The 20,324-nt window shown below is 72.6% G+C and carries 16 protein-coding genes and 1 pseudogene; 8 read left to right on the forward strand and 9 right to left on the reverse strand.

The genetic code is table 11. The features are described from left to right. Positions 1–196 precede the first annotated feature (196 nt). From egtD to egtA, 4 genes are read right to left on the reverse strand one after another with little or no spacing between them, the layout of a single operon-like run. Positions 197–1,162: an L-histidine N(alpha)-methyltransferase gene (egtD, locus tag STRVI_RS18720; protein ID WP_014057244.1), complete on the reverse strand. Its 966-nt coding sequence runs from the start codon at positions 1,160–1,162 to the stop codon at positions 197–199. Beyond that, positions 1,159–1,914, reverse strand: a complete 756-nt coding sequence (gene egtC / locus STRVI_RS18725; RefSeq protein WP_014057245.1) for an ergothioneine biosynthesis protein EgtC — start codon at positions 1,912–1,914, stop codon at positions 1,159–1,161. Before egtC ends, egtD begins: the two co-directional genes overlap by 4 nt. Next, positions 1,914–3,242, reverse strand: coding sequence for an ergothioneine biosynthesis protein EgtB (gene egtB, locus STRVI_RS18730; RefSeq protein ID WP_014057246.1), 1,329 nt, complete (start codon positions 3,240–3,242; stop codon positions 1,914–1,916). The genes egtC and egtB overlap by 1 nt, the downstream gene beginning before the upstream one ends. Then, positions 3,239–4,495, reverse strand: coding sequence for an ergothioneine biosynthesis glutamate--cysteine ligase EgtA (gene egtA, locus STRVI_RS18735; protein WP_014057247.1), 1,257 nt, complete (start codon positions 4,493–4,495; stop codon positions 3,239–3,241). Before egtA ends, egtB begins: the two co-directional genes overlap by 4 nt. Positions 4,496–4,742: 247 nt before the next feature. Between egtA and STRVI_RS18740 the strand changes: the two genes are divergently transcribed. The 5 genes from STRVI_RS18740 (at position 4,743) to STRVI_RS18760 (ending at position 10,083) form a co-directional block, all read left to right on the forward strand. Further along, positions 4,743–5,747 carry an NADPH:quinone oxidoreductase family protein gene (locus STRVI_RS18740; protein ID WP_014057248.1) on the forward strand — a complete coding sequence of 335 codons (1,005 nt, stop codon included), beginning with the start codon at positions 4,743–4,745 and terminating at the stop codon, positions 5,745–5,747. After that, positions 5,744–6,949, forward strand: coding sequence for an acyl-CoA dehydrogenase family protein (locus STRVI_RS18745; protein WP_014057249.1), 1,206 nt, complete (start codon positions 5,744–5,746; stop codon positions 6,947–6,949). The genes STRVI_RS18740 and STRVI_RS18745 overlap by 4 nt, the downstream gene beginning before the upstream one ends. Then, positions 6,946–8,085: an acyl-CoA dehydrogenase family protein gene (locus STRVI_RS18750; protein ID WP_014057250.1), complete on the forward strand. Its 1,140-nt coding sequence runs from the start codon at positions 6,946–6,948 to the stop codon at positions 8,083–8,085. Before STRVI_RS18745 ends, STRVI_RS18750 begins: the two co-directional genes overlap by 4 nt. A 126-nt stretch (positions 8,086–8,211) precedes the next feature. Next, on the forward strand, positions 8,212–9,729 hold the full coding sequence (locus STRVI_RS18755; protein ID WP_251982663.1) for a GMC family oxidoreductase: 1,518 nt from the start codon (positions 8,212–8,214) through the stop codon (positions 9,727–9,729). A 159-nt stretch (positions 9,730–9,888) separates the two neighbouring features. Then, complete coding sequence (locus STRVI_RS18760) at positions 9,889–10,083, forward strand: hypothetical protein (RefSeq protein ID WP_014057252.1); 195 nt, start codon at positions 9,889–9,891, stop codon at positions 10,081–10,083. 36 nt (positions 10,084–10,119) lie between these two features. On the opposite strand, the gene STRVI_RS18765 is transcribed toward STRVI_RS18760, so the two are convergent. Further along, positions 10,120–11,508 carry a family 2B encapsulin nanocompartment shell protein gene (locus tag STRVI_RS18765; RefSeq protein WP_014057253.1) on the reverse strand — a complete coding sequence of 463 codons (1,389 nt, stop codon included), beginning with the start codon at positions 11,506–11,508 and terminating at the stop codon, positions 10,120–10,122. 71 nt (positions 11,509–11,579) lie between these two features. Then, the gene (locus STRVI_RS18770; protein WP_014057254.1) at positions 11,580–12,992 is read right to left on the reverse strand and encodes a family 2B encapsulin nanocompartment shell protein; all 1,413 of its coding nucleotides are present in this window, start codon (positions 12,990–12,992) and stop codon (positions 11,580–11,582) included. Between the two features lie 401 nt (positions 12,993–13,393). Between STRVI_RS18770 and STRVI_RS18775 the strand changes: the two genes are divergently transcribed. Together STRVI_RS18775 and STRVI_RS18780 are read left to right on the forward strand one after the other, a co-directional pair. After that, entirely contained in the window at positions 13,394–14,299 is a 906-nt protein-coding gene (locus tag STRVI_RS18775) for a phosphatidylinositol-specific phospholipase C/glycerophosphodiester phosphodiesterase family protein (protein ID WP_014057255.1), read from the forward strand. Between the two features lie 54 nt (positions 14,300–14,353). After that, entirely contained in the window at positions 14,354–14,854 is a 501-nt protein-coding gene (locus STRVI_RS18780) for a GNAT family N-acetyltransferase (RefSeq protein WP_014057256.1), read from the forward strand. Here the strand turns inward: STRVI_RS18780 and STRVI_RS18785 are convergent. Both STRVI_RS18785 and xylB read right to left on the reverse strand, forming a co-directional pair. Further along, the gene (locus STRVI_RS18785; protein ID WP_014057257.1) at positions 14,835–16,100 is read right to left on the reverse strand and encodes an ROK family transcriptional regulator; all 1,266 of its coding nucleotides are present in this window, start codon (positions 16,098–16,100) and stop codon (positions 14,835–14,837) included. The two genes, STRVI_RS18780 and STRVI_RS18785, sit on opposite strands and share 20 nt — an antisense overlap. A gap of 91 nt (positions 16,101–16,191) precedes the next feature. Next, entirely contained in the window at positions 16,192–17,649 is a 1,458-nt protein-coding gene (gene xylB / locus STRVI_RS18790; RefSeq protein WP_014057258.1) for a xylulokinase, read from the reverse strand. A 118-nt stretch (positions 17,650–17,767) separates the two neighbouring features. Between xylB and xylA the strand changes: the two genes are divergently transcribed. Next, the gene (gene xylA / locus STRVI_RS18795; protein ID WP_014057259.1) at positions 17,768–18,940 is read left to right on the forward strand and encodes a xylose isomerase; all 1,173 of its coding nucleotides are present in this window, start codon (positions 17,768–17,770) and stop codon (positions 18,938–18,940) included. A 56-nt stretch (positions 18,941–18,996) separates the two neighbouring features. Here xylA and STRVI_RS18800 read toward each other — a convergent pair. Beyond that, positions 18,997–19,968: pseudogene (locus STRVI_RS18800) on the reverse strand (pectinesterase family protein); the annotation flags it as partial. Positions 19,969–20,324 lie beyond the last annotated feature (356 nt).

The following is a 20,324-nucleotide window of genomic DNA, read 5'->3' on the forward strand; positions in this document are numbered from 1 at the left end:
GAGGGGGATCGCCTGGAAAGAGGGCCACAGCGCGCTGTGCTGCGACCCTCTTCTGCTTATGTGATGTGCATCACACTGTTTCCGTCGGTGGTTCGCGCGGGACGCAGGGTGACGGACTGCCCCCTCGCCCCATCCGTGAACGTGCCGCCGCCCGGGGCCGAGGCCCCGGGCGGCGGTGCGGTGATCGGTCGAACGGTCAGCGGCGGACGGCCAGCGACACCGCGAAGCGGCCCTGCGCGTCGGTCCACCAGCGCCGCGCGTCCATCCCCGCGGCGGCCAGTTCGGCCCGCACCTTCTCCTCCCGGAACTTGCTGGACACCTCCGTACGGACCTCCTCCCCGGCTTCGAAATGGACCGCGAGATCCATGGCGGGAATCTTCGCCGTGAGGTCCTTACGGGCCCTCAGCCGCATTTCGATCCACTCCTCCTCGGCGTTCCACACCGCCACGTGGTCGAAGTCGGAGGGGTCGAAGTCGGCGCCCAGTTCGCGGTCGAGCACCGCCAGCACGTTCTTGTTGAACGCCGCGGTGACCCCCTGTGCGTCGTCGTAGGCGGAGACCAAAGTGGCCTCGTCCTTGACCAGGTCGGTGCCGACCAACAGGGCGTCGCCGGGCGCGAGCAGATCGCTCACCGAGGCGTAGAAGGCGGCCCGTTCGGCCGGCAGCAGATTGCCGATCGTGCCGCCGAGGAAGGCCAGCAGCCTCGGACCCGGGGTGTCGTCGGGCAGCGCGAGCCCGTTCATGAAGTCGGCGACCAGCGCGTGCACCGTCAGCCGTGGATGCTCGGCCAGCAGGGCCTCCCCGGCCAGTTCCAGTGCGCTCTCGCTCACGTCGACGGGGACGTAGACCCGCAGATCCGGCAGCGCCCGGATCAGGTGGCGGGTCTTCTCGGAGGAGCCGGAGCCCAGTTCGACCAGGGTGCGGGCCCCGGTGGCGTCGGCGATCTCCGCCGCGCGGGCGATGAGGATCTCCCGCTCGGCACGGGTCGGGTAGTACTCCGGCAGCCGGGTGATCTCTTCGAAGAGCGCGCTTCCCCGGGCGTCGTAGAACCACTTGGGCGGAAGCTGTTTGGGGGTGCTGGTCAGCCCGTCGGCCACATCGGCGCGCAGGGCGGCCGCGGTGGCATCGGCGGGCAGGGTGCGGGTGACGGTGAAGGGGCTCAACGGGAAGCCTCCTTAAGGGCGGTGAGCAGTACATCGGTGCGGGTGGCGGTGAGCAGGGTGCGGTCGGGGACCTCCGTCCAGCCGGGATCCTGGTCGTACGGCTCGGAGGCCACCACCACGCCCCGGTCCGGTTCGGCCAGGTACCACAGGGTGTCGCCCCAGGCGGTGGCGGCGATGGTCTCCCCGTCCATGAGCAGCAGATTGAGCCGTGAGTCGGGGGACGCGCCGGCGAGCTGCTCGACGGCCTCGGCCAGCGCCTCCGGCGGCTCGTGGCCCAGCCGCAGCCGGCGCAGCACCAGCGCCCAGACGAACGCCGAGTCGCACCGCGCCTCCAGGCCGAGCAGATCTGCGGGCGGCAGTGAGGCGGCGAGGTCCGCGACCGCGTGCGGCCAGTCGCGGATCGCCCCGTTGTGGCTGAACAGCCAGGTCCCGGCGGCGAACGGCGAGGCGCCCGCCTCACCGTCCGCACTCGCCTCGGTGGCGTCCCTTACGGCGGCCATCAGCGCCCCGGTCCGCACCACCCGGGCGAGGTCGGCGAACGACAGATCGCCCCAGATGGGCCCGGCGCGGCGGTAGCGCGCGGGCACCGGGTCGCCCGACGCGTACCAGCCGACGCCGAACCCGTCGGCGTTGACCGTGCCGTGCGCCTGCCGCCGCGGCGCCCACGACTGCCGGAACAGGCTGTGCTCGGGCGCCATGACCACCTCGCCGATGGGGGTCCGCGGCCCGAGATACGCCAGATGCCTGCACATCAGGACGCGTCCCGAGCGGTGCGGAAACCCGAGAAGATCTGGCGGCGGACCGGCAGGTCCCAGTTGCGGAACGTGCCCCGGCAGACGACCTCGTCCACCGCGAAGGAACCGCCGCGCAGCACCTTGTGCGCCGGGCCGAAGAAGACTTCCGAGTACTCGCGGTACGGGAAGGCGCGGAACCCCGGGTAGGGCAGGAAGTCGCTCGAGGTCCACTCCCACACATCGCCGATCAACTGCCGCACCCCCAGCGGCGAGGCGCCCTTCGGATAGCTTCCCGCCGGTGCCGGCCGCAGATGGCGCTGGCCGAGGTTGGCCTGGTCGGGGGCCGGGTCGGTGTCGCCCCACGGATAGCGCCGGGACCGGCCGCTGTCCGGGTCGTGGCGGGCGGCCTTCTCCCACTCCTCCTCGGTCGGCAGCCGCCGCCCCGCCCAGCGGGCGTAGGCGTCCGCCTCGTACCAGCTCACATGCACCACCGGCTCGTTGGGCGGCACCGGCTCGGTCACCCCGAACCGGCGGCGCAGCCACTGCCCGCCCTCGCGCCGCCAGAACAGCGGGGCGGCCAGGCCGTGCTCCTGGAGGTACGCCCAGCCCTCGGCCGTCCACCAGCGCCGCTCGCCGTAGCCGCCATCGGCTATGAACCGCTCGTACGCGCCGTTGGTCACCGGTGTGGTGTCGATGTGGAAGGCCGGGACCAGCCGGTGGTGCGCGGGCCGCTCGTTGTCCAGGGCCCAGGGCTCGGTCGAGGTGCCCATGGTGAACGGGCCGCCCGGGATCAGCACCTCCTCGGGCAGCGCCGCGCCGTCCGCCGTGTCGGGCGGCGGTGGGGCGGTGAGCGCGGCGGGTCCGCGGCGCAGCTGGTGGGTGATGAGCATCGTCTCGTCGTGCTGCTGCTCATGCTGCGCGATCATGCCGAAGGCGAAGCCCGCGTCGACCAGCGGGGCGCCGCGCAACTCGATCCGCTCCAGGATGTCCAGCACCCGGCCGCGCACCTCATGGGCATAGCCGCGGGCCTCGGCGGGCGCCAGCAACGGCAGGGAGGGCCGCTCGGCGCGCGGATGCTCGAAGGCGTCGTAGATCGAGTCGATCTCGGGACGCAGTGCGTCACGGCCGCCGACCGCGCGCAGCAGCCACTGCTCCTCCTGGTTGCCGATATGCGCCAGATCCCAGACCAGCGGGGACATCAAGGGGGAGTGCTGGGCGGTGAGGTCGGGCTCGTCCACGCACGTGGTGAGGGCGTGGGTACGGTCGCGCGCGGTGCGCAGTGCCAGCTCGGCGCGCCGGCGCAGCGCCTCGGGATCGATGGCGAGGTCCGAGTCGGGGGCGGTCATGGCCGTCCCTCCTTACCGGTGAGAGGAGCGAGCAGATCGTCGGCGGGACATCGGCCGCGGGCCACATAGCGGTCGGTGAAGGCGGCGACGGCGGCGGTGATGGCGGGGGAGGCGCCGATGCGGGGCAGCGCGTCCAGCGCCGTGGCGAAGCAGCTGACGGCGGCGGCGCGCAGCTCGGGGTCGGCCAGACCGTGGCGCGCCGCGGCCCGCCACAGCCGATTGCCCGGTGCGGGGCGTGCGCCCGCCGTCTCGGCGAGCGGTTTCACCACCCGGTAAACCGTTTCAGCAGCCTGCGGATCGTCGAAGAGGGCGACCGTGACGGCGAGGGGGACGATCCAGCCGTCCTCACCGCTCTGCGCGTCGATCATGCGCAGTTCCAGATGGCCGCGCGGGCGGACGGGGGGAAAGAGCGTGGAGGCGTGGAAGTCGAGATCGTCGAGGGTGGGCGGCCGGGGCAGCCCCGTCCGGGCCCACTGGCGGAAGGTCACCCCGGACGGCACCGCCCAGGGCCCCTTCTCGTCCCGGATGGCCATCACGGGCGCGTCCAGCACATAGTGGGCCCAGGCCGTGCGGGGATCCCCGCCGTCGGGCGGGGCGTGGGTGCGGCCGGGCTCCATCGCCGTCCAGACCGCCTGCCGGGTGGAGCGGTAGCCCGTGGGGCGGCCCTGGCGCAGGGGCGAGTTGGCGAACGCGGCGGTCAGCACCGCGCCCAGCAGATGGGCGAGCCGCCAGCGCCGTGCCATGCCGAGCGGCCCGGGCTCCTCGTGCCCGGCGTCCACGCAGACCTGCACGGAGGCGGTGCTGCACATCATGGAGCGCCCGGCCGGCCCCCGGCGGTCGAAGTAGGTCTCCATGCACTCGTACCGGGGCGTGGTGAGGAACCGTCTCGGCGGCCGCCAGGGGTCGTGGCCATGGCCGGCCAGGCCGAGGCCGAGCCCGGCGAGAAGGGAGCGTACGAGGACCAGATCGGCGGCGGCGGACTCCACACACTCGGTGAGGGAGTCGGCCGGGAGGGAGCTGAGCTCCACCTGGCCGCCGGGTTCGAAGGTGATGGCGGACCGCAGCGGCAGTCCGCGCAGGGCGGTGACCGCGGCTTCGAGCCGGGCCGCCTCGATGGGTCGTGCGGGGATGTGCGGGTCGTACAGGAGCCATTCGAGCTCGACTCCGATGCGGCGCGGCGGCCCTGTCTTGAAGCAGATGCCGTGCAGCCGGGCCTCCATCTCGGCCTCGCTGATCGCCTTGTCGTCGGGCACTGTCTCTCTCCCGTCCCGTTCCGGCAACGGCTCGCTGTGAAACGAGCCGATATGTCGCCGTCCACCTTTACCTGCCGACGCACCGGGCTCAAGGGTGCCTCCAGAGTTGCACAAGAGTTCATCCGCCGCCGCGTGGGCAGGCAGGATGGCTGACGGCCGTGGCGGTTCCCCTGCTCGTACCGACTGGTTAGTATGTGCGCCCGGCGCGGGTAACGCGTCCCGACGATCCGTTTGTGGAGGCCACCGGATGCAGGCATGGCGAGTGCACGACAATGGCGAGCCGGGTGAGGTCATGCGCCTCGACGACGTGCCCGATCCCCAGGCGGGACCGGGACAGCTGCTGCTGCGGGTCCGGGCCGTCGACGTCAACTTCCCCGACGCCCTGCTGTGCCGCGGCCAGTACCAGGTGCGGCCGCCCCTGCCGTTCACCCCCGGCGTCGAGGTGTGCGGCGAGGTCGTCGCCGTCGGCGAGGGCGCCGACGGCGAGGTGGGCTCCCGCGTCCTGGCCACGCCCACGCTCCCCGCGGGCGGCTTCGCCGAGCTGGTGCCCGTCGAGGCGGCGAACGCGCTGCCCGCGCCCGACGCCCTGGACGACGCCGAGGCCGCGGCGCTGCACATCGGCTACCAGACCGGCTGGTTCGGCCTGCACCGCAGGGCCCGCCTCCAGGCCGGCGAAACGCTTCTGGTGCACGCCGCCGCGGGCGGGGTCGGCAGCGCCGCCGTCCAGCTCGGCAAGGCGGCAGGGGCGAAGGTGATCGGGGTCGTCGGCGGCGAGGACAAGGCCCGGGTCGCCCGCGAGCTCGGCTGCGACCTCGTCCTCGACCGGCGCGCCGATGACATCGTGGCGGCCGTCAAGGAGGCCACCGGCGGACGCGGCGCGGACGTCGTCTACGACCCGGTCGGCGGCGACGCCTTCGTCAAGTCCGTCAAATGCGTCGCCTTCGAGGGCCGCATCGTGGTCGTCGGATTCGCCAGCGGCGTCGTCCCCCAGGCCGCCCTCAACCACGCCCTGGTCAAGAACTACGCCATCCTCGGCCTCCACTGGGGCCTGTACAACACCCACGACCCGGCCGCGGTCCGCGCCTGCCACGAGGAGCTGACCAAGCTCGCCGCACAGGGCACCGTCAAGCCGCTGGTCAGCGAGCGCGTACCGCTGGAGGGCGCGGCCGACGCCGTGCAGCGCGTCGCCGACGGCGTGACCACCGGCCGTGTGGTGGTCGTCCCCGCGCAGCCCGCCGGAGGCGCCCGATGAGCGCCGCCGGGCAGCACCCCGCCGTGGACGCCGACGAGCTGCGCCGCCGCGTCCGCGACCTCCTGGACGCCCATCCGCCCGCCACCACCGAACCCCTGGACTTCCTGCGCGCCCGCTTCGACGCCGGACTCGCCTGGGTGCACTACCCGGCCGGACTCGGCGGCCTGGACGCTCCGCGCTCCCTGCAGGCCGTCGTCGACGCCGAACTGGCGGCCGCCGGAGCACCCGACAACGACCCCCGCCGCATCGGCATCGGCCTGGGCATGGCCGCCCCCACCATCCTCGGCTTCGGCACCGACGAGCAGCGGCAGCGGCTGCTGCGTCCGCTGTGGACCGGTGAGGAGGTGTGGTGCCAGCTCTTCAGCGAGCCCGGCGCCGGATCCGACCTCGCGGCCCTGGCCACCCGGGCCGTGCGCGACGGCGAGGACTGGGTGGTCGACGGACAGAAGGTCTGGACCTCCAGCGCCCATATCGCCCGCTGGGCCATCCTCATCGCCCGCACCGACCCCGACCAGCCCAAACACCGCGGCATCAGCTACTTCATCTGCGATATGACCGACCCCGGGGTCGAGGTCCGGCCGCTGCGCCAGATCACCGGCGAGGCGGAGTTCAACGAGGTCTTCCTCACCGGAGTGCGGATCCCCGACAGCCGGCGGCTCGGCGAGATCGGCGAGGGCTGGCGCGTCGCCCAGACCACCCTGATGAACGAGCGGGTCGCCATCGGTGGCGGCCGCGTCCCCCGCGAGGGCGGCATGATCGGCCTGGTCGCCGACACCTGGCGCGAACGGCCCGAACTGCGCACCCACGACCTCCACCAGCGGCTGCTGCGGCTGTGGATGGAGTCCGAGGCGGCCCGGCTCGCGGGCGAGCGGCTGCGCCAGCAGCTCGCGGTCGGCCAGCCCGGCCCCGAGGGCTCGGCCATGAAACTCGCCTTCGCCCGCCTCAACCAGCACATCAGCGCGCTGGAGGTCGAGCTGCTGGGGGAGGAGGGACTGCGCTACGACGACTGGACGCTGCGCCGCCCCGAACTGGTGGACTTCACCGGACGCGAGGCCGGCTACCGCTATCTGCGCGCCAAGGGCAACTCCATCGAGGGCGGCACCTCGGAGGTGCTGCTCAACATCATCGCCGAACGCGTCCTGGGCCTGCCGCCCGAGCCGCGGACCGACAAGGACGTCCCGTGGAAGGACCTGCCCCGATGAGCACCCCGGACCTGCTCTACTCCGAGGCGGAGGACGATCTGCGCGCGGCCGTACGGTCGCTGCTCGCCGACCGCTGCCCGCCCGCCACGGTGCTCTCCCAGGCCGAGAGCGGCCGGGCCCACGACGTCGCGCTGTGGGGCGCGCTCGGCGCCGAGATGGGCACCGCCGGACTGCTGGTGCCCGACAAGCTCGGCGGCCAGGGCGCCACCGCGCGCGAGGCGGCCGTCGTCATGGAGGAGCTCGGCCGCGCCGTCGCCCCCGTGCCCTACCTCACCAGCGCCGTCCTCGCCGCCAGTGCCCTGCTGGGCTGCGACACCGACCAGGAGCCGGTGGCCCGGCTGCTCGGCGCGCTCGCCGAGGGCCGCACGGTCGGCGCCCTCGCACTGCCGCTGTCCACCGTGGCCGGTGTGCCCGGCACGCCCGCCGCGACCGTACGGGCCGACGGCGACGGAACGCTCAGCGGCCAGGTCTCCGGGGTCGCGGGCGCGGCGGGCGCCGATGTGCTCCTCGTCCCCGCCACCGGCGCGGACGGATACGGGCTGTACGCCGTGGGGACCGCCGAGACCAGCGTCACCGTCGAACCCCTCACCTCGCTCGACCTCACCCGCCCGCTCGCCGCGGTGACCCTCACCGGCGCCCCGGCCCGCAAGCTGGCCGGACCCGAGCGGGCCGCGGCGGCCATGGGACGGGCGCTGCTGACGGGGGCCGGGCTGCTCGCCTCCGAGCAGTTGGGCGTGGCCGAATGGTGTCTGACCGAGACCGTCCGCCACACCAAGGAGCGCCATCAGTTCGGGCGCCCCATCGGCTCGTTCCAGGCGCTCAAGCACCGTATGGCCGCGCTGTGGCTGGAGCTGGTCTCCGCGCGCGCCACCGCCCGCTACGCGGCCGACGCACTGGCCACGGACAGCCCGGACACACCGGTCGCGGTGGCCGTGGCCCAGGCGCACTGCGCCGAGGTGGCGGTGCGCGCGGCCGAGGAGTGCGTCCAACTGCACGGTGGCATCGGCATGACCTGGGAGCACCCGGCACATCTGTATCTCAAGCGGGCCAAGAGCGATGAGATCGCGCTGGGCACCCCCGGCCGCCACCGGCAGGCGCTCGCCGGGCTGGTGGATCTGGCGGCCCCCACCGGCTGACCAGCCGGATCCGGCGAACCCGCCCCCGTTCCGCGATCACGCCACTAGAGTGCCGAACGGCTGTACGGCGCTCTGGTGACGAACGGCTGTACGACACATCGTGCGAGGCCGGAACGGGGGCACATGATGAGCGACTTCGACTACATCGTGGTGGGCGCGGGCTCGGCGGGCGCGGTGGTCGCGGCCCGGTTGACGGAAGTCCCGGACACACGGGTGCTGCTGCTGGAGGCCGGGAAGGACGACGCGGCCGAGCAGATCCACGACCCCACCGCGTGGTTCACCCTCATCGGCGGTGAGCACGACTGGGGCTACACCACCGTCCCGCAGCCGGGCCTCGCCGGGCATCCGCAGGCCGCCGCGCGCGGCAAGGTGCTCGGCGGCTCCAGCAGCATCAATGTGATGACCTATGTCCGCGGCCACCTCGGCACCTTCGACGCGTGGGCCGCCGACGGCTGCACCGGCTGGGACGCCGCGTCGGTGCTGGAGATCTTCCGAGCCATCGAGCACACCGAGGGCCGTGACCCCCGCTTCCGCGGCACCGGCGGCCCGCTGCGGCTCAGCCGGGCCGACACGCCCAACCCGCTGAGCGCCGCCTTCCTCGACGCCGCCAAGGAACTCGGCCATCCCTTCAACGACGACTTCAACGGGGCGGAGAGCGACGGCGCCGGACGCCATGACTGGACCATCCACGAGGGGCGCCGACAGAGCACGGCGGTCGCCTATCTCGATCCGGCGATGGACCGCCCCTACCTCACCGTCCGCACCGAGGCCCAGGCACACCGGCTGCTCTTCGAGGGCACCCGCTGCGTCGGCGTCGAATACGCCGGATCCGGCGGTGTGGCACGGCGGGTACGCGCGGCGCGGGAGGTCATCGTGTGCGCCGGTTCGGTCGACTCGCCCAAGCTGCTGATGCTCTCCGGGATCGGCCCGGCCGGCCATCTGCGCGAGGTGGGCGTCCCGGTGCTGGTGGACGCCCCGGAGGTGGGGGCCAATCTGCAGGACCACCCCCTGGTCGGGCTGGTCCACGAGGCGGACACCCCGCTGCCGCCGCCCCCCTTGACCACCGCCGAGGCGGCCCTGTTCACCCGGACCGACCCCGGGCTGCCCCGCCCCGACCTCGAGGTGTTCCTCTTTCACATCCCCTTCCACCCGAGGCTGCTGCCGTTCCCGCGGAACACCTTCACCCTGACGGCCGCCGCGATGCAGCCCCACAGCCGGGGCACGGTCCGGCTCTCCGGCGCGGACCCCGAGGACCGGCCGCTGATCGACCCCGGCTATCTCAGCGACGGAAGGGACCTCGCCACCCTGGTCCAGGGAGTCGAACTGGCCCGGTCGCTGGCCGCCACCGACGCGTTCGGGGCGTGGCAGCCGCGCGAACTGCTGCCCGGCCCCGGTGTGAGCGGCCGGGACGGCCTGGCCGACTTCGTCCGCGAGAACACCGGCACCTACTTCCACCATGTCGGCACCTGCCGGATGGGCGGGGACGAGGACTCCGTGGTGGACCCCCGGCTGCGCGTCCGGGGCGTCGAGGGGCTGCGGATCGCCGATGGATCGATCATGCCGTCGATCGTCTCGGCCAACACCAACGCGGCCTGCGTCATGATCGGCGAGATGGCCGCCGAGCTGATCCGCGCCGACGCCTGAGACGGCTCGCCACGCCCGCTCACCACCGAGGGGCGACCGCCGGGAATACCGAACAGCAGATCGGCACCCGTATGGAGCACCAGCCAGCAGCGTTTTAGGGGCGATTCTGGGCCACACTGACGGCCGGATTCCGATGCTCCGTGGCCGAGGAGGCTCCCCATGGCCATTTCCATCTCCGTGGTCCTGCTGCTTCTGATCCTGACGGCGGTCTTTCTCCGCAGCGGCGGATTGCGCATCTCGCATGCGCTGGTCTGCGCGACGCTGGGCTTCTACCTGGCGAGCAGCAGCGTGGCGCCCACCATCTCCGAGGGGCTCGCCGCCACCGCGGACGTGGTCAGCAGCGTCCGCCCCTGACCCACGCCCGCGGCGACCGGCAACCGCCGGCCGGGCTCAGCGGCCGATCTCGACGTCCTCCAGCACACCGACCGCATCGGGCACCAGAATCGCCGCCGAGTAGTAGGCGGAGACCAGATAGGACGTCACGGCCTGCTCGCTGATGCCCATGAACCGGACGTTCAGACTGGGCTCGTACTCGTCCGGGATACCGGTCTGATGCAGACCGATGACCCCCTGGCTCTCCTCCCCGGTGCGCATCGCCAGGATGGAGCTGGTGCCGGACTCGCTGACCGGGATCTTGTTGCAGGGCAGCAGCGGAACCCCGCGCCACGCCCGCACCGCGACCCCGGCCACCTCGATGCCCTGCGGATACAGACCACGGTCGCTGCACTCACGCCCGAAGGCGGCGATGGTGCGCGGATGGGCCAGCAGATACTGGGTCTTGCGGCGCCGTGCCAGCAGCTCATCGAGGTCGTCGGGGGTGGGCGGTCCGCTGCGGGTGTGGATGCGCTGGGAAAGGTCGGCGTTGTGCAGCAGGCCGAATTCGCGGTTGTTGACGAGCTCGTGTTCCTGCCGTTCGCGCAGGGCTTCGATGGTGAGGCGGAGCTGCTGCTCGACCTGGTTCATGGGCTCGTTGTAGAGGTCGGCGACGCGGGTGTGGACGCGGAGGACGGTCTGGGCCACGCTCAGCTCGTACTCGCGCGGCGCCAGTTCGTAGTCCACGAACGTGCCCGGCAGGACCGGCTCGCCCGCGTGGCCGGACGCGACGGCGATATCGGCCTCACCGCGCCGGTTCTGAGCGGGGGTGGACCGCTCCGAAAGCCCCTGGAGATGGTCGCGCAGCGCGTCGGAGCGGTCGGCGGCCTCCTGGACGACGCGGCGGGGGAGGGTGAGCACCGTGGTCCGGGTGACGGCCCGGACGCTGAACTCCCAGGCGTGCTCCGGACCGGTCAGCACCGCGTCGCCGAAGTACTCCCCGTCGGCCAGCACCGCCAGCGTGGTGCCCTCGTCATAGGCGCCGGGGGCGACCTGCCGGACCTTGCCGTGGGCGATCAGGAACACCTGGTCGGCCGGGCGGCCCGCCTCCACCAGCACATCCCCGGGCGCGTACTCTCGCTGGACGCACCCGTCGGCCAGCGATTCCAGTACGGCGGTGTCCCCGAAGCCGCGCAGCGTCGGCAGCTCGCCCAGCTCCGGCGGGATGACCCGCACCTGCGATCCGGTGCTGATGAACTCCACCCGACCGTCTCCGACCGTGTACGTCAGTCGGCGGTTCACCCGGTACGTACCGGCCGACACCTGCACCCAGGGGAGGACGCGCAGCAGCCACCGGGAGGAGATGGCCTGCATCTGCGGAACGGACTTGGTGGTGGTCGCCAGATTCCGCGCGGCGGCCGTGCCCAGACTCAGCGGCTGCTCACCGGACTCCACGGAAGTGGTCATAAGTGCTCATCACCCATTTCGGTAGATCTTCGGGAAGGTATGCGAAGGCCACGGGCCCGGTCGGGCGGGCGTCAGAGTCCGATTTCCACGTTCTCCAGAATTCCGAGCGCGTCCGGAACGAGCACGGCCGAGGAATAGTAGGCGCTGACGAGATACGAGATGATGGCCTGCTCGCTGATTCCCATGAACCGCACCGAGAGGCTCGGCTGGTATTCGTCGGGAATTCCGGTGCGGTGGAGTCCGATGACCCCCTGGTTCTCCTCCCCGGTGCGCAGGACGAGAATCGAGGTCACCCCGCTCCGGGACACCGGAATCTTGTTGCACGGGAAGATGGGCACGCCCCGCCAGGCCGGCATCGCATGGCCGTTCACCTCCGTGGGCTGCGGGGAGATGCCACGGCTGTTGAACTCGCGGCCGATCGCCGCGATGGCGCGCGGATGCGCCAGGATCAGCCCCGGGTCCTTCCAGACGGTGGCCAGCAGCGCGTCGAGGTCATCGGGGGTGGGTGGTCCGCTGCGGGTGTGGATGCGCTGGGAGAGGTCGGCGTTGTGCAGCAGGCCGATCTCGGGGTTGTTGACGAGCTCGTGTTCCTGGCGTTCGCGCAGGGCTTCGATGGTGAGGCGGAGCTGTTGCTCGACCTGGTTCATGGGCTCGTTGTAGAGGTCGGCGACGCGGGTGTGGACGCGGAGGACGGTCTGGGCCACGCTCAGCTCGTACTCGCGCGGCGTCAGCTCGTACTCCGCGAACGTGCCCGGCAGGATCGGCTCGCCGGAATGTCCCGAGGCCAGCGCGATGGCGGCCTCCCCGTGCTCGTTCTGCTCGGCCTCCGGCGCCGAGCGCACCCCCTCCACATGCGCCCGCAGGTGCGGTGAACGGTCCAACTGCTCCTCGAACTCCTGCCGGGGCAGGGCCAGCACCGTGCAGGAGGTCACGGCCTTCACGGTGCTCGCCCAGGTGCCCGCCTCGGCGGCGGTCAGCTCCGGCTCCCCGATGTGGTCGCCGCCGGCGGCCGAGCCGACCACCGCCGGCTCGTCGAACGCGCCCTCGGTCAATTTGTCGACCTTGCCATGGGCGATGAGGAGAAGCTCATCGGCCGGGCGCCCGGCCTCGACCAGCACATCGCCCGGCGCGAATTCCCGCTGGGTGAAGCGGTCCGCCAGGGCCCCGAGCACCGAGGCGTCCTCGAAACCGCGCAGCAGCGGCAGCTCGCGCAGCTCGACCGGGATGACCCGCACCTCGGACCCGGTGGTGGTGAACTCCACCCGGCCGTCGCCGAGCGTATGGGACGCCCGGCGGTTCACACGATAGGAACCGCCCGGAACCTGCACCCACGGCAGCATGCGCAGCAGCCACCGGGAGCTGAGGCCCTGCATTTGCGGAACGGATTTGGTCGTCGTCGCCAGATTCCGCGCGGCCGCCGTGCCGAGACTCAACTGCGGCTGCGAATTTTCGGTACCGGAACCCGGTTCAACGGACGTCGTCATCGTGAATGCTCACCCATCCCTGTACGGACCTTGAGGACAAATTCCGCTCGAGCAACTGCCAAGCTATCAGCGGATTTTAAGTGGTGCATTCACTCAAAAGAGTGCCTGGGTAATGGTTATGTCGGCGGTCGCGGACGGGTAAACCCTCCGAATGCGCGCCGCAGGCCGACGGCCTTCGCGACCCCGCCCGTTCACCCGGTGCCCGCGCATCTGTCGCGCGTCCCCGCGGGCGGGCACCGCGGGCCATCGCCTCGGGACCTCGGGAACGGTGAGGAAATGGCCGGGGACCACCCGTGGAACTCTTCGCGCGGCACTGCCCTTTGGGCGTACGGCCGCCCGATACTCACTGGCGTCCATCCTGCGTATCCGGCACCGCGCCGGGACGAGAGCCGGGAGGCCCCATGGTCCGCCGTACACGCCGTGCCTTTGTCGTCACCCTCGGAGCCGCTCTGGCGGGCGGCGCCGCCGCGCCCGCGTTCGCGAGCACGGCCAGCTCGCTCGGCACCACGTCCGTCTCGAAGGACAGCTCGAGGGACATCTCGAAGGGCAAGCGGCCGCTGGCCAGAGCCCACGCCCACAACGACTACGAGCACCCCCGTCCGCTCCTCGACGCGCTCTCCCACGGCTTCGGCAGCGTCGAGGCCGACATCTGGCTGGTCGACGGCCAGTTGCTGGTCGCGCACGACGCCGCCGACCTCGACCCCACCCGCACTCTGGAGTCGCTCTACCTCGACCCGCTGGCCCGGCGGGTGAAGGCCAACGGCGGCCGGGTCTACCGCGGCTACGACCTGTCGCTGCAGCTGCTGATCGACCTCAAGACCGCCGGGGAGGCCACCTACCTGGAGCTGGCCAAGCGGCTGCGCCACTACGGCCCCCTGTTCAGCGCCGCCTACGGCGGGGTGGACGGCCGGGTGCGCCGCGGCGCGGTGACGGCCGTCATTTCCGGCGACCGCGGCGCACGGGCCCCGATGGAGGCCGAGAAGGTGCGCCACGCCTTCTACGACGGCCGTCTGGAGGATCTCGGCTCGGGCGTGCCCGCCTCCTTCATCCCGCTCATCAGCGCCGACTGGACCAAGTCCTTCACCTGGACGGGAGCCGGTCCGATGCCGCGGGCGGAGCGCGAGACGCTGCACCGCCTCGTCGCCTCCGCACACGCCGCCCGGCAGACCGTGCGCTTCTGGGCCACCCCGGATGTGGCCGGGCCGGAGCGCGACGCCCTGTGGCGTGAGCTCCTGGCCGCCGATGTGGACTACCTCAACACCGACGACCTGGCGGGGCTGGAGGCGTTCCTGCGCGCGGCCCGCTGACGCCTCGCGGGCGGCGGCCGGGAAAATTCCTCGCGCGCCGTCGCCCGCACCGCCATGCTGGCCCGCATGCTCATCAGGACCGCCACCGTCGAGGACTGGCCCGCCATCTGGGCCTTCCTGCGCCGCATCGTCGCCGCGGGTGAGACCTACACCTACCCTCGCGACCTGGACGAGGACCGGGCCCGCGACGTCTGGATGCCCGAGCCCCCGAGCCGTACCGTCGTCGCCACCGACCCCGACGGCACCGTCCTGGGCTCGGCCAAGATGAACCCCAACCACATGGGACCCGCCGCGCATATCGCGGGGGCCAGTTTCATGGTCGCGCCCGAGCACGGCGGGCGCGGTGCGGGCCGGGCCCTGGGGGAGCATGTCCTGGAGTGGGCGCGCGCCGAGGGCTACAAGGCGATGCAGTTCAACGCCGTGGTGGAGAGCAACATCCGGGCGGTGGCGCTGTGGCGCTCACTGGGCTTCGAGGTCATCGGCACCGTCCCCAAGGCGTTCGACCACCCCACGAAGGGCTATGTGGGGCTGCACATCATGCATCGCTTCCTCTGACCCCGGCCGGCTCTCCGGCTCCGGCCGGGTCCCTGAACCCCGCCGGATCGTCGAGGACCGCCTGCACCACCGAGTTGGCCGCGCCCAGCAGCGGACCGTCCGGGCCGAGCCGGGAGACGGTCACCGCGCCGCTGCCCGGACGGGCCGGGTCGGTGAGCCGCCGTCCCAACTCCCGCTCCAGGGCGGGCAGCAGCCAGGGCGCCAGCGGCGTCAGCGCGCCGCCGAGCACCACCTTCTCCGGGTCCAGGAGGTTCACCGCGCCCGCGAGGGCGATCCCGAGCGCCGAGCCCGCGCCACGCAGCGCACGCCGCACCTGCTGGTCGCCGCTCGCCGCCCTTACGGCCAGCACGGTGATACGGCCTCCGGGGCCCGGGTGCTGGGCCGCGGCCTGCTCGGGGGACAGGCCGCTCGCCCGCAGCACCGCCTCCTCACCCGCGTACTGCTCCAGACAGCCGCGGCCGCCGCAGGCGCACTCGGGCCCCTCGGGACGCACCGGCACATGGCCCAGCTCGCCCGCGAAACCGTGGGTGCCGCGCAGCAGTTGTCCCTCCAGCACGACCGCCGCGCCGATGCCGATCTCGGCCGAGACATGGATGAAGTCCCGGGGTGCCGGGTCGTGGCCGCCCCGCCACAGCTCGGCGAGCGCGCTCAGATTCGCCTCGTTGTCGACGGTGACCGGCAGCCCGGGCAGCGCCGTGCGCAGCTCCGGGCCGATGTCCACCCCCTCCCAGCCCAGGTTGGGGGCGCGGACGACCAGCGACGAGTCCCGCGCCACCAGACCGGGCACCGCCACCGCGAGCCCCACCGGCCGCAGCCCGCCCAGTTCCGCCTCCGCCGCGACCTGCCGGACCAGGGAGGAGAGCTGGGTGAGCACCGGGGCCGGTGCACGGTCACGGTTCGCCGACGCGATCTCCGTACGGGCCCGTACTCGCCCGGCGAGGTCCACCGCGCACACCGCGAGATGGTCCACCCCGATTTCCGCGCCGAGTCCGGCCGGACCGCGCTCATTGAGCTGCAGGGCGCTGCCGGGGCGGCCGACCGTACCGGGCCGGGAGGGGCCCAACTCGACCAGCAGCCCGTCCCGGATCAGCTCGTCCACGAGCGTGGAGACGGCGGCCCGGGTGAGCCCCACACGGGCCGCCACCGACGCACGGGACAGCGGGCCGTGGGCGGCCACGGCGTGCAGCACGAGGGAGAGATTGCGCCGGCGCATCGCCTGCTGGGTGTTGGGCAGTGGCGCTGCCACTTCAATCCGTCTCCTCTCACCCGATCGCCCGATCCGCTCATTGTGCCGGGCCGTTACGACACCGGTGTGCCCAGCCGCCGCCGTACGGCGCTCACGCGTGGCGCAGCAGGCCCTCCGCGTCCGCCAGCACCCGGGAGAGCCGCTCCAGCGCCGCCTCGTCGCGGGGCACCGGACCGTAGGACGGCCCTTCGGCGGTCGCCCAGCGCCGCGCCACCGCCGCCGGGTCCTCGCCGAGCACCAGCCCCGCGGCCTGCGCGGCGGCTCCGAGGGCGACCAACTCCTCGGCCCGGGGCACCTGTACCGGGCGTCCGCTCAGCCGCCGGACCGTCTCCCGCCACGCGGTGCCCTTGGCGCCACCCCCTATGAGCAACAGTGGGGCGTCGGGCGCCGCGTCCGCGTCCAGCACCTGGTCCAGCGCGGTGAGCAGGGCGAAGACGGCCCCGTCGTAGGCGGCCTGGAGCACCTGCCCCGGTGTGGTGTCGTGGCGCAGACCGTGCAGCAGCCCCGAGGCGTGCGGCAGATGGGGGGTGCGTTCGCCGTCGAGGAACGGCAGCAGCACGGCCGAGCCGCCCGTCTCCACCGCCTCCCGGTCGCGGCCCAGCAGCGCCGCGATCCGGTCCACCGCGAGCGTGCAGTTGAGCGTGCACGCCAGCGGCAGCCAGGCGTCCCGCGTGTCGGCGAACCCCGCGACCACCCCGGTGGGGTCGGCGGGCCGGTGGGCCGAGACGGCGTAGACGGTGCCGGAGGTGCCCAGGCTGAGCACCGGCTGCCCCGGGCGCAGGCCGAGCCCCAGGGCGGCCGCCATGTTGTCGCCCGTGCCGGTGGCCACCAGGGTGCCGGTGGGCAGCGGCAGATCGGGCAGCTCCCGTACGGTCCCGGCGGCCTCGCCGTGGCGCAGCACGCGCGGCAGCAGCTCGGGGGAGAGCCCGGCCCGGTCCAGGATCTCCTCGTCGTAGGACTCGGTGGCCGAGGACCACCAGCCGGTGCCCGACGCGTCGCCCCGGTCGGTGGTTCCGTAGCCGGTGAGCCGCTCGGTGAGGTAGTCGTGGGGGAGCCGGACGGCCGCGGTGGCGCGGGCCGCCTCCGGCTCGTTCTCCCTCAGCCAGGCCCACTTGGTGACGGTGAAGGCGGGCGCGGGCACACTGCCGACCCGCTCGGCCCATGCCTTCGGGCCGCCCAGCTCCTCGATGAGCCGGTCGCGCTGCGGCGCGGAGCGCACATCGTTCCACAGCAGCGCCGGCCGCACCGAGCGGCCCGAGGCGTCCAGCGTGACCAGGCCGTGCTGCTGGCCGCCCACGGAGACCGCGGCCGCCTCCCGGGCCGGGGTCCCGCACTGGCGCAGCGCCTCGGTCAACGCCTCCCACCACTGCTCGGGGACGGACTCCTTACCGGTGCCGTCGCTGCCGCCGCCGACGGTGTGCGGGGCCTGTCCCCGGGCGACGACCGCACCGGTCGCGGAGTCGACGACGAGCGCCTTGGTCGATTGCGTGGAGCTGTCCACGCCGACGACGAGTGGTCCTTGCGGCACGGGCACGGCTGCTGCTGCCATCTCGCGCTCTCCCTTGCGTCCATGGGTGGTGCGGTGTGCGGGTGGAACGGGGCTTCCCCGGAATGCTCGCGCATACTAATTTGTTAAGCGCCATGACGAAATAGGCGAGGGAGCCGCGATGAGCTACAACCCCACCCCCGAGGACAGGTTCACCTTCGGACTGTGGACGGTCGGCTGGCAGGGCCGGGACCCGTTCGGGGACGCCACCCGCCCGGCGCTCGACCCCGTGGAGTCCGTGACCCGGCTCGCCGAACTCGGCGCGTACGGCGTCACCTTCCACGACGACGACCTCATCCCCTTCGGGGCCTCGGCGACCGAGCGCGAATCGCATATCAAGCGCTTCCGGCAGGCCCTGGACGCCACCGGGATGACCGTGCCCATGGCCACCACCAACCTCTTCACCCATCCCGTCTTCAAGGACGGCGCCTTCACCGCCAACGACCGCGATGTGCGCCGCTACGCGCTGCGCAAGACCATGCGCAACATCGACCTCGCCGCCGAGCTGGGCGCCAAGACCTATGTGGCCTGGGGCGGCCGCGAGGGCGCGGAGTCCGGCGGCGCCAAGGACGTGCGCGCCGCGCTCGACCGGATGAAGGAGGCGTTCGACCTGCTCGGCGCCTACGTCACCGAGCAGGGCTACGATCTGCGCTTCGCCATCGAACCCAAGCCCAACGAGCCGCGCGGCGACATCCTGCTGCCGACCGTCGGCCACGCGCTGGCCTTCATCGAGCGGCTGGAGCGGCCCGAGCTGTACGGGGTCAACCCGGAGGTCGGCCACGAGCAGATGGCCGGGCTGAACTTCCCGCACGGCATCGCCCAGGCACTGTGGGCGGGCAAGCTCTTCCACATCGACCTCAACGGCCAGAACGGCATCAAGTACGACCAGGACCTGCGGTTCGGCGCGGGCGATCTGCGGGCCGCCTTCTGGCTGGTCGACCTGCTGGAGACGGGCGGCTACGAGGGGCCGCGCCACTTCGACTTCAAGCCCCCGCGCACCGAGGACATCTCGGGCGTCTGGGCCTCGGCGGCGGGCTGCATGCGCAACTACCTCATCCTCAAGGAGCGGGCGGCCGCCTTCCGCGCCGACCCCGAGGTCCAGGAGGCGCTGCGCGCCTCGCGCCTGGACCAGCTCGGCGAGCCGACCCTCGGGGAGGGGGAGACCCCGGCGGCGCTGCTCGCGGACCGCACCGCCTTCGAGGACTTCGACGTCGAGGCGGCCGCCGAGCGCGGTATGGCCTTCGAGCGTCTGGACCAGCTCGCCATGGACCATCTGCTCGCCGCGCGCGGCTGACCGCGTCCGGCCGCCGGTCCCGCCCCCCGACGGGACCGGCGGCCGGGGCTCATCCGTCAGGCCGACGGCTGCCAGCCGCCGAGCCAGTCGGCGATCTCGTAGTCCGCGGCCTGGGCGTCGGTCAGCTGCGGCCGGTCGGTGCTCGCCGCACCGGAACCGGCGCCGGTGTTCTTGTACTCCCCGAAGCGGTCGTCCTTCCAGGAGAAGCCGCTCATGTCCGTCCACGGAGTGGTCTTGATCGCCGCTGACAGATCCGTATTGCGGACGATCGCCTGCGGATCGAGACTGGCGTCGCCGCCCGCGTGCCAGGGGCGGCCGAGGTAGAACGACCGGCTGCCGACATCCCCGGTGATGTTGCTGTTGATGAAGAGGAAGCCCTTCTTCCCGGCCGCCGTCGAGGGCGCCGCGACATAGCCGCCGGAGCTGCCGTCGTAGCGCTTGACGAGCCGGATCGCCGACTTGTTGATGACGGCGGAGGCACGGCCGAAGATGAAATCGACGTTCCCCTGGATCCAGGCGTTGTTGATGTACACCCGGCCGACGGTGGACTTGCTCGCGGAGTCCAGCAGCAGGGTGTCCTGGTCCCCGACCGTCCCGATGTTGTCCAGGACGATCCGGTCGCCCGCGGTGCGCAGCGCGACCGCCTGCTTGTCGGTGATGGCGCTGTTGGCCTCGTTGAAGTCGTTCACGAACTGCAGATTGCGGGCCTGGAAGTCATCGGCCTCGACGGCGACGGTCGCGCTGCCGCTGGTGCCGTAGGTGCCTCCGCCGGGCTTGGGGGTGCCGGAGGCATTGTTGTAGACGATCGTCACATCGTTCTTGCCGCTCGTCGTGCCCACCAGCCGGATATGCGGCTTGTTGGCGGGGACCTTCACCGTCTCGCGGTACGTACCGGGCTTGACGGAGATGGTGACGGCGGACGGGTTGTTGGCCGGCACCGCGTCGACGGCCGCCTGCACGGTGGTGTAGTTACCGCTGCCGTCCTTGGCCACCACGATGGTGGCCGCCGCGGCCGCGGGCGTGGCGGCATGGGCCCGGGCGTCGCCGCCGAGCCAGCCGGCGGCCGGGGCGGCGACGAGCCCGACGCCGGTGGCCAGGGCCAGAGAGCCGATGAGCGAAGCGGGGCGGCGCCGCCGGGGGCGCCGTGGGCTGAGGGTCATGGTCGGTGACTCCGTCCCGTGGAGACGTGCCGAGGGGGTTGACGCCCTTACGGTCTCCACGACCCGCCCAAAGGTTGCCGCCCCGCCGCCTTCGGCCCGGCAGGATTTTCCACCCCTCCCGTCCGTCTTCACCGGCCACGGGATGGCGGCCTGGACGGGGCAACCCCGAGGTGGCCTCCGCGATGGGCCGACGGCCGGGGGCCACTCACCGGCCCTTCTCCCTT

The sequence above is a fragment of the Streptomyces violaceusniger Tu 4113 genome, assembly GCF_000147815.2.
GTDB lineage: Bacteria > Actinomycetota > Actinomycetes > Streptomycetales > Streptomycetaceae > Streptomyces > Streptomyces violaceusniger_A.

What these genes read in the sequence shown, in the direction of transcription:
- egtC (WP_014057245.1), bottom strand. Translation starts at nt 1,914, where the DNA reads ATGTGCAGGCATCTGGCGTATCTCGGGCCGCGGACCCCCATCGGCGAG.
- egtB (WP_014057246.1), bottom strand. Translation starts at nt 3,242, where the DNA reads ATGACCGCCCCCGACTCGGACCTCGCCATCGATCCCGAGGCGCTGCGC.
- STRVI_RS18740 (WP_014057248.1), top strand. Translation starts at nt 4,743, where the DNA reads ATGCAGGCATGGCGAGTGCACGACAATGGCGAGCCGGGTGAGGTCATG.
- STRVI_RS18745 (WP_014057249.1), top strand. Translation starts at nt 5,744, where the DNA reads ATGAGCGCCGCCGGGCAGCACCCCGCCGTGGACGCCGACGAGCTGCGC.
- STRVI_RS18750 (WP_014057250.1), top strand. Translation starts at nt 6,946, where the DNA reads ATGAGCACCCCGGACCTGCTCTACTCCGAGGCGGAGGACGATCTGCGC.
- STRVI_RS18755 (WP_251982663.1), top strand. Translation starts at nt 8,212, where the DNA reads ATGAGCGACTTCGACTACATCGTGGTGGGCGCGGGCTCGGCGGGCGCG.
- STRVI_RS18760 (WP_014057252.1), top strand. Translation starts at nt 9,889, where the DNA reads ATGGCCATTTCCATCTCCGTGGTCCTGCTGCTTCTGATCCTGACGGCG.
- STRVI_RS18765 (WP_014057253.1), bottom strand. Translation starts at nt 11,508, where the DNA reads ATGACCACTTCCGTGGAGTCCGGTGAGCAGCCGCTGAGTCTGGGCACG.
- STRVI_RS18770 (WP_014057254.1), bottom strand. Translation starts at nt 12,992, where the DNA reads ATGACGACGTCCGTTGAACCGGGTTCCGGTACCGAAAATTCGCAGCCG.
- STRVI_RS18775 (WP_014057255.1), top strand. Translation starts at nt 13,394, where the DNA reads ATGGTCCGCCGTACACGCCGTGCCTTTGTCGTCACCCTCGGAGCCGCT.
- STRVI_RS18780 (WP_014057256.1), top strand. Translation starts at nt 14,354, where the DNA reads ATGCTGGCCCGCATGCTCATCAGGACCGCCACCGTCGAGGACTGGCCC.
- xylB (WP_014057258.1), bottom strand. Translation starts at nt 17,649, where the DNA reads ATGGCAGCAGCAGCCGTGCCCGTGCCGCAAGGACCACTCGTCGTCGGC.
- xylA (WP_014057259.1), top strand. Translation starts at nt 17,768, where the DNA reads ATGAGCTACAACCCCACCCCCGAGGACAGGTTCACCTTCGGACTGTGG.